Here is a 16246-nt window from a genome sequence, read left to right as displayed (position 1 = left end):
GCAGAGAACTCATGGTGTGCCTGCGCCCACAAGCTCAAGAGCCCTGTCAACCTGTTCTTCAAGTTCCAAAGGATCATCTGTTTCCACCTCACGTCTCAGTACTTCTCTAGCAAGCCGAAAGTCTGTTTCGATTCTACGGTCGCCTAAAGGAATCGAAGCTCTTGGTCTTGGAGAAAATGATTCAGTAATGCTATCCGACCAGAGTGGAATCTGATCTTTTAATGCTCCCATCCTGACGCCCAAGTAAAGAGTTTTCGCTTCATCCGTACTGCATCCACCAGCCCTGCATGCGTGGAAGAACATTCTATCTGCAGCACGGCGAGCATTGAAGTCCTTCTTTGCGTCGTCACATGCCTTGTCGTGGACAATGCTAGCCCTCCTATAGTCACCTGTGTATGGCGAACCAATAAGCGACCATAGGGCTTTGGGTATTGAAGCACCATCTATTGAGTAGCCAGCAGGAACTTCCCATACTTTCCCCTCGGGATCAGTAAATATGAAGGCCTCTTCAAGAACCATCTTTCTGTCTGGCTTGTCTCCCGTGAGCCATCTAGCTAGTGGCCGTCCAGAGAAGAATCCATGATTCTGGGTCATGTCAATAAATGCAGTCAAACCCGAGGGGAACCTTACCAATTCCGCCAGAGAAGACATCAACAGAATCCCAAAAACGTTATCTTCTGTTGCCCCCAGTTTCAGGAAAGATGTCACCCCTCTCATCAGTACACCCGGGGGCTTGAGGACATGACCAATGCGCGGATACAGCGAGGCCGTCAAGGCTGACGTGAGGAAGCGGATGAGCCCGCCGCACAGGCAGAGCGTGGCCCGGATTTCTGAGGAACTGGGTATTCACGTGGTGACCCTCTACAAATGGAGGAAGACCTGGCGGTTGCAGGGTGAAGTGGTGCCGGCATCGGCGAAAGATCCCGAGGGCTGGGGTGCCACCGACAAGTTCACGGTGGTGCTGGAGACTGCCGGGCTAGACGCGACTGAGCTCAGTGCGTATTGCCGTGAGCGGGGTCTTCGTTGATCAGGGCCAGCACCAGATCGAGCACCAGGGTGCGGGTGCGGGGATCAAAGCTGCCCCCACGCTGGCAGCCGGGAGCAGGCTGGAGACCCCGGGGACGCGGGTTGTGGTCGAGGCATGATTGAGAACGATGGCCATGACTGCTCCAGAGGGGCGGGAGGGCTGATCCGACCCCTTGCCCCTCAAGACATCCCCCAGGTGGTGGCCTGGGCGCGGGCCGAGGGATTTTGTCCGGGCGATGGCGATGTGGCCTGCTTCCGGGACACCGATCGCCAGGGGTTGTGGGTGAAGGAGCTCAACCAGCAGCTGATCGGCTGCATCGCCGGCGTGCGTTACAACGCCAGTTACGGCTTCATCGGCCTGTTTCTGGTGGCACCTGAGATGCGCGGCCGGGGCCATGGCCTCGACTTGTGGCGCACCGCCATGGACCACCTGGCCGCGCTGCCCTGCATCGGGCTCGAGGCGGCTCCGGAGCGGGTGGAGGACTACAGCCGCTGGGGCTTCAGGGCGGCCTCCCCCACCCAGCGCTGGCAAGCGCTGGCCACAGGGGACGAGCGGCCGATCGATCCCCATGACGGGCTGGAGCTGGTGCAGGGGCAACGCTTGCCGCAGCGGGCGGTGCAGGCCTACGACGCCCAGCGCGAACCGAGCCCGCGCCCCCACTTCCTGGCCGACTGGTTGGGCCAGCGGGCCGGCACTGTGCTGGTTCTGATCGATCGCCAGGGGGAGTGTCACGGCTTCGGGCGGATCCGGCCTTGCCTGCTGCGCCAGGGCTACGGCTGGCGCATCGGGCCGCTGCTGGCCGATAGCCCGGCCCTGGCCGAACGCCTGCTGCTCGGCATGCTGGCCCGACATCCAGGCGTGGTGTTGATCGATGTGCCCGGCGCCAACCCCCATGGGGGCCCGCTGATGGTGCAGCTCGGCTTTCAGCCCCTCAGCAGCGTGCTGCGGATGTATCGGGGCGAGCCGCCAAGCGTGGGGCTGGGGGATGTGTATGGCCTGGCCTGCCTGGAGCTGGGCTGAAGCGGCCCGGCGAGCAGCCCCCAATCCAAACCCAGGCTCCAGCTGTAGACCAGAGACAGCGTTCAGGATGTCTCCCATGCCCAGGTTCACGTTGGGATGGCCGCTGATCACCTCCCTCGGCGCTGTCCTGGCTGGGGTGCTGCTGCTGCCACTGGTGTTCACCGGGGAGTTGCCCATGCGGCTCGGTGCCGCCAGCGCCGCGGCCCTACCCGACCCCACCCTTGATCGAGGCCGGAGCCCCGGCCCCACCCAGACGGCGCTGCTCGCGGGAGGCTGCTTCTGGGGTATGGAGGCGATCTACGAGGAAGTGCGGGGGGTCAAAAGCGTCGAAACCGGCTACGCCGGCGGCTCAGCGGACACAGCCCGCTACGCCGAAGTGAGCCGCGGCACCACGGGCCATGCCGAGGGCATCCGCATCACCTACGACTCCGCCCAGGTGAGCTACGGCGAACTGCTGAAGGTGTTCTTCGCGGTGGCCCACGACCCCACCGAGCTGAATCGCCAGGGCCCCGATGTGGGCGAGCAGTACCGCTCGGCGATCTTTACGGCCGATCCCATGCTGCAGAAGCTGGCGCGGCAGTACATCGAGCAGCTCAACCAGGCCGGCAGCTTCGAGAAGCCAATTGCCACCGTGGTGGAGAGCAGCGACCGCTTCTTCCCAGCCGAGGCCTACCACCAAGACTTTGTGAAGCGCAATCCACTGCATCCCTATGTGGTGGTGCACGATCTGCCAAAACTGGCGACGTTCCGAAGCACGTTCCCGGAGTTACGGCAGTAGAAAAAACAGCCAATCTTAAGGGCACCTCGATAAATCACTGTTCTTGATCTTCCAGTCAGTTGAGACCCATTGCTGTGACTGGAATCAGAATCGCAGTCTCGGTTGAGTTATCGGATTCTTGAAAGTGCCCTAGCGTTAGACATAAAATCCAAATGGCTGAATAAGTTACTGAGGGACGTGTAGAAACTAGACCGCCTATAAAGGACGTTCGCTAGGGATGCTGAGAGCAATTAACGTTGCCCCTGAGTTGCAGGCAAGGAGCCTGAGGTGGCGAAACAGAAGATGGCGGCGGCCTGTCCACTTGAGGGGCTTATTGGTGGGCAAAGAGACAGCGCCTCATCGCCTCCAATAAGCGTTGACACTGCAGTCACTTACTTCACTAGCTACTTCTACGAGTATGAACTGAGCAATATGACTGAACTGATCGATCCGCATCATGTCAATTGGCATATTCTGATCACCATGAGCGATGTTATTACGGTAGCGAAGTAGCAGGTTTAATTCCTGTTCGCCAGCGTTATCCAGTGGATATTTAATCATCAGCGACTGGCACATTCTCATCAATGTCTTCGGGGTCAGGTTAGACTCTATATTGATAGAGCCTGGCATCTTGACCGGCCCAGAAACCGCCTCTCTCACCTCTTCGGCAAGCTTGTGCCTCTTTTGTAAGTCAAGAACAGCTTCGCCTATGCGGCAAGATCTTTTGATGGCTAAAAACAGGAAAGGCGTAGCCAAGTCAGAGATATTTGGTCGAGTCTTGGCAACCCTTGAAAGCAAGCAGCTAGTCATTTCCTTGCAGCCACCCTCAAGAGCCGCATATATCAATAGAGTACATGCTCTGAAAAGTAAACTCCTTTGGGCCTCGGTTCGGGCAAGGCATATGGATCTCTTGGCAAGCGCTATATCTGATTGACGGCGGTCAATCACTTCAAATAACTCCTCGCGTAGATCAGTCATTGCTAAATACAGATTTTGCGCGTTCAATTCTCTTCTTGACTCTTTCCTTGTAGTTTGACCCCACACCCGTCGCAGATTTAAATTCACTGTCTGCATTAAGCCTGTTAATCCGCACAGCAACGAATGATGAATCACCTTCGCAGTGCTCGATATTCTCTGCGATGCCAATCATAATCCCATCGTATTTTGATGGGGAGAACTGATAGTTTGCCCCTTGGAAAACCTTCTCAATGCCTGCTTTAGATAGCGCATCAAGAGTTCTTAAAAATAATTCTTTCATGCCTTGATACAACTCATGCCTTTCAGATGCAGCCCTCATGTATTCGGTCAAGTGCTCGCCAAGATTATTTCGTGGTGCTTGCGACCAGAGCAATGCGTAAAATCTCAGGACCAACTCATCTAGATATAATCCTGCCTTTTTGCGATCGCTCGGCGCCACCAATTCCACGAGCAGTTCGTTGGACGCGAGCCCGTGAATCTCATTTGACAAATCATTACCTGTTCCCCGAAAAATGCAATTGCGCACTTCTTGATCGGTTAATGGTGAGCCACCAGTGTTCAAGCGATTGAAGAGTTCATACCGCATGTCATACTTAGAATCCCACTTTACAACTTCAATTCTTACAGGGCTTCTCTTGATGTTGAGCTGAAACTTCAGGGGGAGATCGTCTACACTTTTGCCATCAAGCTCCTGAACAATATCTCCTGCCCCCATCTGCCAGTGATTCTCACTTGACTTGTGGCCTTGCAGCTTGCCAAAGAAGGAAAGAACAGTGCTGAGTCTCTGAAGGCCGTCAACCACTTCCCACTTGCCATCCTGATCTTCTGCCATGAATAAGGATGGGACCGGAATGCCACACAAGATTGATTCAATGAATCGAGTTCTTTGCTCTACACCCCATCTAAAATACCTCTGAAACTCTGGATCGATTATTAACTCACCTGAGTCATACATATTGATAAGCTCGCCGAAACTCATATCTAAACGATCCGCTGTGAGCGTGTTTCTGGCCTCGGTCAGTGCGTGGTCAAGTTCTGTGGTAGACATGCTGTGTATGGGCGCAAGAGTTAAGTACAAATGACAAGGCTATGCGAATCTATCCACGCATTATGATAGCGAAGAGCTGTTGCCTGCCCCCCCCATCGCTTGCCATAACCTGGGGTGACAGAAGATTGTCGACTTGAATCTGCTCAACGTTGCCGCTCCGGTTCACGGCTTTGCTCGGCGTCTGGCCACTCGGGCATCCAGTTCCGGCAGTGAGGAGTGAGGGATGCCCGACTTTATTCCTATTGAAATTCTAACTCACTCAGCTTCCAAGTCTTGTCGAACCAGCTCTTCTCGGGCCCATACAGGCGCAGCAGCACGCACCGGCCCCTGCCGGAAGCGGTCTTAACCCAATTGTTTTCATGCACCTTGGGGACCGTGGGTCCAAACCAGACATTAACCGAACCGTCGCCATTGATGACGATGTCCTTATCCTTGCTGCCGATGCTCGGAAAATGCTGGTCGGTCTGCAGCATTGAGCGGATCTGGTTGTCATAAGCGACGAAGGACCAGAAGTCTTTGGCCGGGATTTTCGGTGGCAGCTGAATTTTGTAGGTCTTGGCACCTTCCAGCGGCATGCCCTTGGCGCCGCTGGTCGCCATCACGTACTGCGAGCCGACGCCCACCATTTCGAACGCCATCGCCGGAGTGACACCGGTGTAGTTGTAGGAGTACAGGACACGTGATGCCAGGTTGCGCAGCCCGGTTGCGAGAGGAACTGGTAGCTCCCGCCCACGAATGGGAAGAACCATGCGCTGCCCGGATTCAGGAAAGCCTCCTTCATTCGCGGCTTGTAGGCGATGGTGCGGGCGGTGGCATTGCCCACAGCCACGACTTCGCTCAGCATCTTCTTGAGCTTGGCGTCCGGATTGAAGGCCTTGCCCTTCTCGATGCAAATGGTGGCCAGCATGCCCAGGATTTCTGCGCTGGAGGCCTCGTTCGGCTGGGCTTGGACGATTTCATCGATGTCAGTGAAAAAAACTGTAGTCGTTCCTGCCAATGGTATTGAAGAACTTACCGACACATTGATGAACTGCATCGGCGGCGGGTTCTTGGCGGCGGCCAGCCGATAAACCTTGGCAAACTTCCGGGTGTTCTCAAATGCGGTCGCGGTGCTGCCGTCCTCGATGAAACTGCGCCAGAAATACAAGTTCTGTTAGACGTCCTTACTGAATGAAGCCAATCTGGCGAGTCGAGGCTGAACTCTCAAGAAATGTTTGGAGATCATTTCGGAAATGCTTTTCTATCTGAGATTGAAGAAAAACAAATAACGCATCGAAATCTGCGGCGTTTCCAAGTCGAACTTTGTGTCCACTATCATCGGCAGATATTTTTACTTGAAATGCATCCTCCGATCTCTTGAACTTGAATGCTAGCAGTACGGCTTGATGAGGAAATACGTTCGGAGCAGAGTACAGAATCATCTGGAAGCCAAGGTGCCAGAAGGTGTCTTCATTTAAATGCATTGCGCCGTGCAATGTGTACGTGGTGTTCGCTGTTGGCTCTATGTCAAGAGGTACAAAGCGAGTGTTCTCTGTGGGAATATCCAAGAATTTCACATAACGATTAATCATGTCCATCGCAAACGAATAGCTTTTATCGCGATAGTCAAAGTATGACGCACGTGAATCTGTATACGCTTGGCAAAGTTCGCTGAATTTGGACATGTGCCCCTTTGGTGTGGACGGTGATTGTGACGCCTAGCTAGGAGCTGAGCCGCACCGCAGTTCTACCGAACGTCGTTCGGCTAGCAGGCAGTGTCGGCTCCAGCGATTGGCTTAGCCGCAGAAATATCCTACACACCCAGTACAATCTTAAGAACCCGGTCTAATCAATAGTATTTAGGCGGGTCTGATATCCACCCGCTGAGGTGCCCCTCCGGCCGCAGAACACGACTGTCCTGTTCGTGCCAAGGGTCAGCACCCTTTGGCTGGCAACGGTTTGGCGAGGCAACTCCCCTTTACGTCCTGATCTTATGCGGACCCGCAAACCGAGTGTTCACTTGGATACAGATGCGAATCGAAGCTGCTCCAAGAAGGGGGCGCGACGAATCAGCTAAGGAAGAAAACGGCCGAACAAGTTATTTCCAATCTGGCTGCAGTCCCTGATGCTTTGGCTCTGAAAATCCAGTAGGTCGCTGATGCTTTGCTTCCCGCCATGGGTAGTTGCTCTAGAGCTGCTGGGCCTCGATCTCACTGAAGGCCATCCCGTTGGCGTAGTCACCGGGGATCCGCTCCAAGGCCGGATGGAGCAGGATCAGACCTCGGATCGGCGGTGCCTCTCCGCTGTGCCGGTTGATCCGGTCCCTGGAGGTCAGCAGCGGCCGAGCAAAATAGGAGTCGGGTTTGCGGTTGCGAAGCATCGAGTTTCCGTACATGGCCCGGCAGCGAATCCTGGGCAGGTGTCAGGTACCCAATCGGATGCCGGTGCTGCAGGAGGCATTCCGCCAGCAGGCACGGCTTGAGCAGACGGAGCACCCGGACCGGCCACTGTTCATCGGCGGCAAGTCGATGGGCGGCCGGGCGGCCAGCCTGCTGGCCGATGAGCTGACCGCCAGCGATGGGGTGCGCGGCTGCCTCTGTCTGGGCTATCCCTTCCACCCGCCCGGCAAACCGCTGCAGCTGCGCACCGAACACCTGAGCGCCTTGCAGACGTCCACCCTGATCCTGCAGGGGGAACGGGACACGTTCGGTCGCCGCGAGGAGGTGGAGACCTACAGCCTCTCGCCGCAGGTGCAGCTGCGCTGGATCCCCAGCGGTGACCACAGCTTCAAGCCCACCCGCAGCTCCGGGCTCAGCGAGGCGGAGAACTGGGCCACGGCGGTGGCGCTAAGCGATCAGTTCCTCCGGCAGCTGCTCAGCGGCTGAGCCCTGGCTTCCCAGAAGAAGGTCATCGCCAGGAAGGGCCAGTTGGCGGTGTTGCTGCAGCATGAAGTGCCCCTTGATCTCGGCTCGTCGATGCCCGGACCCGAGCCGATTCGCTCCATCGACCCAGGCACCCTTGATGGCGCGGCGCTCTACCGGCTGTGCACCAGCCTGGTGGTGCCTCGGCCGATTGCCTGGGTGAGCACGATCAACAGCGAGGGGCAAGCCAACCTGGCGCCGTTCAGTTTCTTCAATGCCGTGAGTGATCAGCCGGCGGTGTTAATGGTGTCGATCGGTGCCCGGCGCGATCGGGAGAAGGACACCCTGCGGAATATCCGCCAGACCCGCTGCTTTGCGGTGCATGTGGTGGATGACCGGCTCGCCCGGGCGATGAACATCACCGCCACCGATTACCCACCCGGCACCAATGAATTTGAGGCCGCTGGACTCATCTCCGTCCCCTGCAGCCGGATCGCGGCCCCGCGTGTGCAGGATGCCGCCGCCTGCCTGGAATGTGAGCTGCTCGAGCTGATCCCCGTGCCTGGCACCACGTTCACCATGGCGTTGGGCCAGGTGGTCATGGTGCACGTGCAGGAGCGTTGCCTGGGCCCCTCGGGTACGGCTTCAACGGAAGCTCTCCGACCGGTGGGCAAGTTGGCCTTGAATGACTACACGCGCCTGGGGGAGGTGTTCAAGCTGGTGCGCCCCAGGCTGGGGCAGTCATGACAAAGCCCAGTGACAAGGCCACCGGGCTTTGAGCAGTTTGATTGTGGGGGCGGAGCTGCTGACGCTGGCGCCTGGGGCCAGTTGACAAGTGGGACCTCCCTTTGGGTCCGGGGCACCTGAGGCGAGGCCTTTAACGGTGCAGTGGACGGCGACAACGTCACACGCCTGGGAAGTCAGTAATCCGTCGAGAATGTTGGAGCAGGGACCGGATCGTCAGCGCGCTCCTGGCACCTGACCCGGGGGAGTGTCATCCATCGCTGGGCCTCCGAAACCGATAAGTGAACAATCGGACGGCCCACCGGAGACGGCAAGGTCTGTGGCGCGATCGACATCGGACTTCACCGGGGGCAACGGCTCTTCATGAAGGCGTCTTCACGGTTGGGGTTGTTCTTTGCCACCACTTCCACCAGGGCTTCCTGGCCGCTCGCCCATGGCTTCCATCGCAAAGGGGATAGCGGCGAGAGCGGCCGCAGCGGCACACCTGCACGGTGCCTGGCTCCGCCAGCACCACCTCACGAGCAATCAGTCCGCTGCCGAGGTGGGCACCATCGCAAAACCAGCCCTGGCGGGAGCGGCCGCAGCTGCAGAGGTAGGAGCGGCCGGCGGGCAGATCCAGGCCCTGTGGGCCTTCAACAGGGAGATCGGACTCTGGCCTCCCCACACAGCCCTCCGATCAACGCCTGATTCCAGTCTTCCAGAGGTGGATTTCTTTTTGCCTGCTGCCGACAGGCCTGTCATCGGCGATTCCCAGACCCCATCCCTGGATCGGGACCCCTTGGGCTTCGTGGTTCAGATCCGCCAGGCAGCGGCCGCAAACAAAATCAGCGGTCGGCCAGCACCGTCACCACCACGCTGCGCGACTCGCGTGGCCCGTCGAACTCGCAGAAGAAGATGTTCTGCCAGCGCGAGAGGCCCAGCTTCCCATCGATCAACGGAATCGTTTCCGATGGACCCACCAGGCCGGCTTTGAGGTGGGCATCACCATTGCCGTCCTGCGCATCGTGCTTCCACACCCCCTTGGGGATCTGCTGGCTCAGAAAATCGATCACGTCCTCCTGCACGCTCTCATCCCAGTTCTCCTGGATCATCACGGCCGCTGTCGCGCCTTGGGCATAGACGTGCACCAGACCATCGGACGCACCACTGCGACGAACCACGGCAGTCACGGCCTCGGTGATGTCCACCAGCTGCTGGTTCCGATGGCTGGCGAAGTGCAGCAACTCACGCATGGCGGCAACAGGGGGCGAGACAATCTCAGATCTGATGATCGGCATTCCTGGCACTAATGGCCTCTCCCCTGCAGATCCGCCCATGTGAGCCGGCCGACTGGCCTGGGGTGTGGCGGCTGCTGGAGCCTGTCTTCCGCGCCGGCGAAAGCTTCCCCCACGACCCGGCGATTACCGAGGCCGAGGCGAGAGTTCTGTGGGTGGAGCAGAGCCAGGCGGTAATGGTGGCACTCAATGGCGATGGAGCGGTGGTGGGCAGCTACTACCTCAAGCCCAATGCCTTGTGCCTTGGCGCCCATGTGGCCAATGCCGGTTATGTGGTGGCAGGGCACTGCCGGGGTGAAGGCCTCGGCAGCCTCCTCTGCCAGCACTCGCTTGAGGCGTCCCGGCGGCTGGGGTTTCGATCCATGCAGTTCAACCTGGTGGTGAGTACCAACACCGCCGGGATCCGTTGCTGGAAGCGCAATGGATTTCGCACCATCGGCACCCTGCCTGGGGCTTTTCGCCACAGGCAACTCGGTTACGTGGATGCCTATGTGATGGTCCAGAGCCTCTTGGAGAGTCCAGCTGCATGAGAGCTGCATGAAGGCTGCATGAGAGAGGTGTTGCTGACAACCTTGCTGGCCCTTTCGTTGCTGCCGGCTGCGCTCGCCGGCCCCGATGGCCGCGCCACTGCCACTGTCGTCTCCATCGGTGATGGCGACACCATCCGGGTGATCGAAGGCGGCAAGCGGATCACGGTGCGCCTGGCCTGCATTGACGCCCCGGAGCTGGCCCAGGCTCCCTATGGCGAACAGGCCCGCAGCTATCTGCAGAGCCGGTTGAAGATCGGCAGCAAGGTGAACCTCCTTTCTCAGACCGTGGATCGCTATGGCCGCACCGTGGCCGAAGTGATCGGGGAGGTCAACTTGAACTTGGCGATGGTGGAAGACGGGATGGCCTTTGCGTACCTGAAGTACCTCGGCCAATGCGACGAGAAGGCCTATCTCGATGCCGAATTCAGGGCCAGCCGGCGCCGCTATGGCGTGTGGCAGGTGCCTGGCGGAATCACCAGGCCCTGGGACTTTCGACGCAGCAGAAGATCATCGCGATCTGCTGCTGATTCCAGATCCGTTCCTGCTGGCCGCCGCTATCGCTGCAGTGAGATCGGCTCCTATGCCCGCGCCCAGGAACTGCTGCGCCCTTGAGATGACGGTTGGCCGCACCATTGGCACCGGAATCTTCTTCCACTTTGCTATGTTGGTTCCATTCTTGCTCTACATCGATGGCCCTCACCGGATCTGAACTGCTCGCCAAAGTCAAAGAACTTGGAGATGGCTCCAAATCTGATCTGGTGCGAGCTGCCGGCTACGTGAGCACCAAGAAAGATGGCAGTGAGCGCCTGAACTTCACGGCCTTCTACGAGGCCCTGTTGGAGGCCAAAGGCCTCAGCTTTGGTGATGGCACTAGCAAAGGACGCGGCAGTGGTGGGCGCAGCTTGAGCTACACCGCCAAAATCCAGTTCAACGGAAATTTGCTGGTGGGCAAGGCCTACACAGCCCTACTTGACCTCAAGCCTGGCGATGAATTCGAGATCAAGCTGGGTAAGAAGCAGATCCGGCTGATTCCTGCTGGTGCGGTCGACGACGAAGAATGAGGCGAGCGTGCAGCTCTGTTACGGCTGACGTCAAGGCCTCCACTGCGGTTGGTGCGACGAACAACTTTCCCTAGCGTGATTGCCACTGGTGCAGGGTCACGGTGCAGGAAAACCAGCTCGTCAAAACTGCCTGCGACGGCACGGTGGCGCCTTGTTGTTCGTGGCACCGGAGTGGAGCGAGGCTCAGCGATCTGTCCAATGCCAGATCGTCGACGTCTTTGCGCTGAAAGTGGTGACCGGTTTCACCTGTGATCCCCACGGCAGGTTGCTGCTGGAGGCCGATCCCTCGGTGGCGGCTGGCCGGAGCTGGTCGCTGGTCAAAGCCTGCCAGCTGGCGCGTAACGACGCCAGACCAAAGCGTTGGGTGGTGCTGCAACGCAACACCAAAGCCTGGGGGCTGTTTGGGCAGGCGGCGGACTGCATCGCTGCCGGCAGGAACTGCTGGAGACCACGCGATCACCAACACCGGGTTCCGCCATCGTCCCGGTGACGCCGGAAGCGGTGCTGAAGCTCGTCCTCAATCTGCAAGTGGAGGACAACTGCAGAGAAGGCAAGCCAAACGGTTGTTGCTCCGGCTGCAGTAGCTGGTCTGGAGTTCTGCGGGCTGTTCTGTTGACCTCCCTGGCCTGGCTTGCCGTGCTGGGCGTGTCCGCTGCAATTTCTGGGAGTGCTGCAGGAACAGGACCGCAAGTTGGAGCTGCTGCTTGAGCGGCTGCCAGCACCGCGTCAATCGCTGATCATCGACCCGTAGGCCCAATGGGCAGTGGGCTACGGCTCAGCTACCGCTGGAGGGCCCGGCCGCCTCACCCGGGCCTGCCGCAAAGCGCTCCCACTGCTGCTGTTCCTGCTCGCTGCGGATCTGCTGGATGCGGCTGAGGAATTGCTCGATCACCGGCAGCGCCACTTGCCGCAGGAAGTGCCGTTCACTGGTTGAAAAGGGAGCTCCATGGGCCCGTGTGGCCTCGGCCGCTAAGAGAACGGCGCGGATGGCCTCGCGGCAGCTGAGCAGGAGCAGCACGGGATCGGTGCCGCTGGTGATGGGACGGGGCATGGCAGCAGGCGCCTTATGGGCGCGCAGGCGGGACGCCCCCACCGCCGCACCGCATGGCAAGGGTCGGCCGCCAGGCCGACTCGCACCGCCCTTGCCGCGGGGCGGACGATGGGAAGGGCCGCCGCCAACACCGTTGCATCGCAGTTTGCTCATGGCCTCAACCAGCCCCGCTCCCCTGCCAGCCGCAAAGCTTCTTCGGTGGCATCGATGCAGCGCTTAGCCCGCCGTTTGAGGTCGTTCTGGCCCTGGGCCCGCAGCAGGTAGGCCTCCATCGCTTCTGGGGTTTCGATCACAGCCAGCAAGCCGGTGGTGCGGGCGCCGATCGACGGATCCGCCAGAAGGCGGCTCACCAGGCCCAACTCCCAGAGCTGCTGGGTGCTGCTGCCGGGCTGGATGAGCTTCTTGCGCAGCACTGACAGGCAGCTCTGCTTGAGCGCATCGAGCTGGCCGGCCTTGAGGCGACGGCTGTTGGGCAGACCTTTTGCAGGACCAGCTGGGATGGCTGCTGGTGGGCGGTTTGGCCCACCGCTGGGCTCGACGCTCCAGCTCAGGCCAGTGCCTGGCAGCCCCAGCGTGGTGCGGGCACTGCCGGAGCGTGCCACTGGGATGTTGAACGACGCCCCACGGCCCCCGATTGAGATCGAGCTCAGGCCGCTCTTGGCGAAGTTGAAGCGCAACGGGCCCAGGCGGCAGCTGCGGCGGAAGCGGAAGGGCATGGAGTTACGAGGCGCCAACCAGCTTGGCCTCAGAAATACTTCCCTGGCGCAACCCACCGGAGCGTTTTGGATACTGCTTCTGCCAGAGAAATTCCCCCGGATTTGCGTGTGTTGGCCCTACCGGGGCTCAGACCTGGGCAAACTACCCGTCAGTTGTGCCAATACTGCTGATGGCAGCCCCTACCCATCAGGGCTGCAGGATCGACTGGCCGGAGCTGGTGATTGCATGGGCGCCTGTCTTACAGACCTCAAGCCCGGCGCTCCGGTGAACGGGTTACACCATGCCTGAAGCCGTTCTCGCCCCCGGGGCCCGCATCGAATGCCGCAGCGCCGAGTGGTTGGTGCGCAGCCTGGGCCGCAGCTCCGAGGGCCAACAGGTGGTGGATGTGGTGGGCGTCTCGCCGTTCCTGCGGGAGAAGGAAGCCCGCTTCTTGGTGGAGGTGGAGCAGGCGGCCGGCAGCTTCAAGGTGCTGCAGCCGGAAGACACCGAGCTGGTGAGTGATCCTTCGCCCCTATACCGCGACAGCCTGCTGTTCATTGAGGCGCACCTGCGCCGCACGGTGCCCACCGATTCAGCGCTGGTGGTGGGGCACACCGCGGCCATGGACCCGCTGCCGTTTCAGCTCCAGCCTGCCGCCAAGGCCCTGGCCATGCCGCGCCAGCGGCTGCTGATCGCCGATGCGGTGGGTCTGGGCAAGACGCTCGAGTGCGGCATCCTCTGCAGCGAGCTGATCCGCCGCGGCCGGGGCAAGCGGATCCTGGTGGTCACCACCAAAAGCATGCTGGTGCAGTTCCAGAAGGAGTTCTGGACCCGCTTCTCCATCCCGCTGGTGCGGCTGGATTCGCTGGGCATTCAGCGCATCCGCGAGCACATTCCCACCAACCAGAACCCGTTTCACTACTACGACAAGGCCATCGTCTCGGTTGACACGCTCAAAAACGACCGTGATTACCGCTTCTACCTCGACAACGCCAGTTGGGACATCATCGTGATCGATGAGTGCCAGAACGTGGCGGAGCGGGCCCGTGGCACCCAGAAAAGCCAACGGGCGCGGCTGGCAGAGCGCCTGGCGACGCGATCAGAGACGTTGATCCTGCTCTCAGCCACACCGCATGACGGCAAGCCGGAGAGCTTCGCAAGCCTCATGAACATGCTCGATCCAACGGCGATTGCCAACCCCAGCGCCTACACCAAGGACGACATCAAGGACCTGTATGTGCGGCGTTTCCGCAAGGACGTGATCGCCGATCTGCGCAGCAGCGTCCAGGAGCGGGAGACACGGCATGTGGAGGCCCAGGCCAGTGAACCTGAGGAACGCGTGTTCGCCCTGCTGAAAGAGCTCAAGCTGCCCGACAGCGACGCCAAAGCCAAGGCGGGCCAGCTGTTTAAGACGACGCTGGCCAAGAGCCTGCTCTCCAGCCCCATGGCAGCGCTGGAAACAGTGCGTAACCGCCTCAAGCGGCTTCATGTTGCTGCCACCCCAGCTCCCGCTGACATCGCCGCGCTTGAGGATCTGGAACCCAATCTGGAGGTGATCGGTGCCGGCGACTTCTCGAAGTACCAGCGGCTGCTCAGCCTGATCCGAAGCGACTGGGCCTGGAAAGGCCGTGCCCCCAACGACCGGATCGTGATCTTCACGGGGCGGCGTGAAACCCAGCGCTTTTTGGTGCAGCACCTGGCAGCAGATCTGGGGCTAGCGGAGGGAGCCGTGGTGCAGCTCGATGGCGCCATGCCGGATGTGGAGCAGACGCGGGTGGTGGAGCAATTCGCCCAGGAGAAAGAGGCGGTGCGGATCCTGGTGGCCACCGAGGTGGCCTCCGAAGGCCTGAACCTGCACTACCTCAGCCACCGGCTGGTGCATTTCGATATCCCCTGGTCGTTGATGACCCTGCAGCAACGCAATGGCCGCATCGACCGCTACGGCCAGAGCCAACAACCGCAGATCCGCTACATGCTCACCCAGTCGCGCAGCGAGGGGATGGGTGATGCCGAGAAGATCCTGCGGGTGCTGATCCGCAAGGACGACCAGGCCCAGAAGAACATCGGTGATCCCTCTGTGTTCCTGCGGGTGTTCGATGCCGCCATTGAGGAGGAGGAGATCGGCAAAGCGATTGAGGCCGGTGCAGCCGATGAGCTGGAGCAGCGCATGGATGCCAATGCCCGGCCATTTCTGGAGCAGAGCAGCGACCTGAATCTCTTCGAGGAGATGTTCGGCAGCGCAGAGCTAGACGAGGCAGACACCGCCAGCCCAGTAGCGACGGGCCTTGAGGTGGAGCAGCGCAAACCGTTCAGCCTGTTCCCAAGCCTGTGGACCTACGTGGATCGGGCCCTGGAGGCCGCAGCTGAGGCGTTGGAACGCCGAGGCGAGAAACTTGACCTGCGCGCCTTTGCCGAGCAGGAACGGCTGGAGATCACACCGCCGCCAGACCTGCAGCGCCGCTACGACCGCTACCCGCGCGAACTGCAACCACCACGGGGCCAGCGTCTGGCCCTCTCCACCGACGTGGCGGCCTTGCAGAGGGCCCTGGAACAAGCCCGCCGGCAAGACAGCACCAGGCCTGAACTGGAATACCTCTGGGATCTGCATCCGCTGGTCGACTGGTTGGCCGACTGCGGCCAGATCACCTTCTCCCGCCATTGCGCCCCCGTACTCCAACTCAGCGAGGGACTCAAACCCGCTGAGGTGGAGATGGTGCTGCAGGGCACGATTCCCAACCGCAAGGGCATGCCGGTGGTGCAGGAATGGGTGGCGGTGCGCTTCAGCGGCTCGGGCCTGAAGGTGGAGGCGGTGGAGCCGTTCCAGGCGCTGGCCGAGCGACTGGAGCTGGGCCAGAAGCCCTACGCCAACCCCAAAGCCGAGATCCCGCCGTCCATCAAGCAGCAGCGCCGGGTGGCGGTGGAGGCGGCCTATCAGTTCCTGCTCGATTGCCGTGAGCGCTGGAGTGCGCAGATGGGGCCGGCGCTGGACGCCCAGCGCGAACGGTTGAGGCGGCTGCGCGGGCGGCAGGAGGAGCAGCTCGCGCTCACCTTTAATGCCGACCAACGGCCTCAACAGATCAAGGAAAAGCAGCGCCAGATCAACCAACGGGCGATCAACGTGCGCTTCCAAGACCACGAGCGCTTCGTGAGCGATGTGATGACGATCGAACCGGCCCCCTACCTGAAGCTGGTGGCCGTGCTGCACCGGGAGGCCTGAGCA

Annotated in this window: 20 protein-coding genes; 10 read left to right on the top strand and 10 right to left on the bottom strand. The window is 60.2% G+C overall.

The genetic code is table 11. The features are described 5' to 3' along the window. Window positions 1-9 precede the first annotated feature (9 nt). Window positions 10-774, bottom strand: a complete 765-nt coding sequence (locus BM449_RS00300) for a DUF1353 domain-containing protein (RefSeq protein WP_233830856.1) — start codon at window positions 772-774, stop codon at window positions 10-12. A gap of 19 nt (window positions 775-793) precedes the next feature. Here BM449_RS00300 and BM449_RS00290 point away from each other — a divergent pair, with 19 nt between their 5' ends. The 3 genes from BM449_RS00290 to msrA all read left to right on the top strand — a co-directional run bounded on the left by BM449_RS00290 (window position 794) and on the right by msrA (window position 2825). Then, window positions 794-1027, top strand: coding sequence for a helix-turn-helix domain-containing protein (locus tag BM449_RS00290; RefSeq protein WP_233830854.1), 234 nt, complete (start codon window positions 794-796; stop codon window positions 1025-1027). A gap of 114 nt (window positions 1028-1141) precedes the next feature. Beyond that, the gene (locus BM449_RS00285) at window positions 1142-2047 is read left to right on the top strand and encodes a GNAT family N-acetyltransferase (protein ID WP_071799610.1); all 906 of its coding nucleotides are present in this window, start codon (window positions 1142-1144) and stop codon (window positions 2045-2047) included. Window positions 2048-2123: 76 nt separating this feature from the next. Further along, window positions 2124-2825, top strand: coding sequence for a peptide-methionine (S)-S-oxide reductase MsrA (gene msrA / locus BM449_RS00280; protein ID WP_311134190.1), 702 nt, complete (start codon window positions 2124-2126; stop codon window positions 2823-2825). 336 nt (window positions 2826-3161) lie between these two features. Here the strand turns inward: msrA and BM449_RS14735 are convergent, their stop codons facing one another. The 6 genes from BM449_RS14735 to BM449_RS14725 all read right to left on the bottom strand — a co-directional run bounded on the left by BM449_RS14735 (window position 3162) and on the right by BM449_RS14725 (window position 7189). Further along, complete coding sequence (locus BM449_RS14735) at window positions 3162-3782, bottom strand: MAE_28990/MAE_18760 family HEPN-like nuclease (RefSeq protein ID WP_145536983.1); 621 nt, start codon at window positions 3780-3782, stop codon at window positions 3162-3164. Next, the gene (locus BM449_RS00270; protein ID WP_071799608.1) at window positions 3775-4830 is read right to left on the bottom strand and encodes a DUF262 domain-containing protein; all 1056 of its coding nucleotides are present in this window, start codon (window positions 4828-4830) and stop codon (window positions 3775-3777) included. Before BM449_RS00270 ends, BM449_RS14735 begins: the two co-directional genes overlap by 8 nt. Window positions 4831-5069: 239 nt before the next feature. Next, window positions 5070-5468 (bottom strand): DUF1214 domain-containing protein, encoded by a 399-nt coding sequence (locus tag BM449_RS15125; RefSeq protein WP_205526827.1) that lies wholly within the window; start codon window positions 5466-5468, stop codon window positions 5070-5072. Further along, window positions 5429-5977: a hypothetical protein gene (locus BM449_RS15120; protein ID WP_071799606.1), complete on the bottom strand. Its 549-nt coding sequence runs from the start codon at window positions 5975-5977 to the stop codon at window positions 5429-5431. The genes BM449_RS15125 and BM449_RS15120 overlap by 40 nt, the downstream gene beginning before the upstream one ends. Before the next feature lie 16 nt (window positions 5978-5993). Further along, the gene (locus tag BM449_RS14730; RefSeq protein WP_145536980.1) at window positions 5994-6494 is read right to left on the bottom strand and encodes a hypothetical protein; all 501 of its coding nucleotides are present in this window, start codon (window positions 6492-6494) and stop codon (window positions 5994-5996) included. Between the two features lie 503 nt (window positions 6495-6997). Further along, window positions 6998-7189: a hypothetical protein gene (locus BM449_RS14725; protein WP_145536977.1), complete on the bottom strand. Its 192-nt coding sequence runs from the start codon at window positions 7187-7189 to the stop codon at window positions 6998-7000. 13 nt (window positions 7190-7202) lie between these two features. Here BM449_RS14725 and BM449_RS00250 point away from each other — a divergent pair, with 13 nt between their 5' ends. Both BM449_RS00250 and BM449_RS00245 read left to right on the top strand, forming a co-directional pair. Next, window positions 7203-7694: an alpha/beta family hydrolase gene (locus BM449_RS00250; protein WP_186437640.1), complete on the top strand. Its 492-nt coding sequence runs from the start codon at window positions 7203-7205 to the stop codon at window positions 7692-7694. Between the two features lie 48 nt (window positions 7695-7742). Beyond that, complete coding sequence (locus BM449_RS00245; RefSeq protein ID WP_233831389.1) at window positions 7743-8417, top strand: flavin reductase family protein; 675 nt, start codon at window positions 7743-7745, stop codon at window positions 8415-8417. An 821-nt stretch (window positions 8418-9238) separates the two neighbouring features. Here BM449_RS00245 and BM449_RS00235 read toward each other — a convergent pair. Then, window positions 9239-9646 (bottom strand): secondary thiamine-phosphate synthase enzyme YjbQ, encoded by a 408-nt coding sequence (locus BM449_RS00235; RefSeq protein ID WP_071801791.1) that lies wholly within the window; start codon window positions 9644-9646, stop codon window positions 9239-9241. A 56-nt stretch (window positions 9647-9702) separates the two neighbouring features. Here BM449_RS00235 and BM449_RS00230 point away from each other — a divergent pair, with 56 nt between their 5' ends. The 4 genes from BM449_RS00230 (at window position 9703) to BM449_RS00215 (ending at window position 11769) form a co-directional block, all read left to right on the top strand. After that, window positions 9703-10218 carry a GNAT family N-acetyltransferase gene (locus tag BM449_RS00230; RefSeq protein ID WP_071799603.1) on the top strand — a complete coding sequence of 172 codons (516 nt, stop codon included), beginning with the start codon at window positions 9703-9705 and terminating at the stop codon, window positions 10216-10218. Window positions 10219-10236: 18 nt separating this feature from the next. Beyond that, complete coding sequence (locus tag BM449_RS00225; protein WP_071799602.1) at window positions 10237-10830, top strand: thermonuclease family protein; 594 nt, start codon at window positions 10237-10239, stop codon at window positions 10828-10830. Window positions 10831-10907: 77 nt separating this feature from the next. Continuing rightward, on the top strand, window positions 10908-11279 hold the full coding sequence (locus tag BM449_RS00220; protein WP_071799601.1) for an AbrB family transcriptional regulator: 372 nt from the start codon (window positions 10908-10910) through the stop codon (window positions 11277-11279). Between the two features lie 151 nt (window positions 11280-11430). After that, the gene (locus BM449_RS00215) at window positions 11431-11769 is read left to right on the top strand and encodes a hypothetical protein (RefSeq protein ID WP_071799600.1); all 339 of its coding nucleotides are present in this window, start codon (window positions 11431-11433) and stop codon (window positions 11767-11769) included. Window positions 11770-12054: 285 nt separating this feature from the next. On the opposite strand, the gene BM449_RS14720 is transcribed toward BM449_RS00215, so the two are convergent. Next, complete coding sequence (locus BM449_RS14720; RefSeq protein WP_145536969.1) at window positions 12055-12483, bottom strand: hypothetical protein; 429 nt, start codon at window positions 12481-12483, stop codon at window positions 12055-12057. After that, on the bottom strand, window positions 12480-13046 hold the full coding sequence (locus BM449_RS00205; RefSeq protein ID WP_071799598.1) for a DUF4236 domain-containing protein: 567 nt from the start codon (window positions 13044-13046) through the stop codon (window positions 12480-12482). The genes BM449_RS14720 and BM449_RS00205 overlap by 4 nt, the downstream gene beginning before the upstream one ends. Window positions 13047-13327: 281 nt before the next feature. Here BM449_RS00205 and BM449_RS00200 point away from each other — a divergent pair, with 281 nt between their 5' ends. After that, window positions 13328-16243: a DEAD/DEAH box helicase gene (locus BM449_RS00200; RefSeq protein ID WP_071799597.1), complete on the top strand. Its 2916-nt coding sequence runs from the start codon at window positions 13328-13330 to the stop codon at window positions 16241-16243. Window positions 16244-16246: the final 3 nt, after the last annotated feature.

It is taken from the genome of Synechococcus sp. SynAce01 (assembly GCF_001885215.1).
In the GTDB taxonomy this organism is placed as follows: Bacteria; Cyanobacteriota; Cyanobacteriia; order PCC-6307; family Cyanobiaceae; genus Regnicoccus; species Regnicoccus frigidus.
This window is presented reverse-complemented; position numbering and strand designations above follow the sequence as displayed.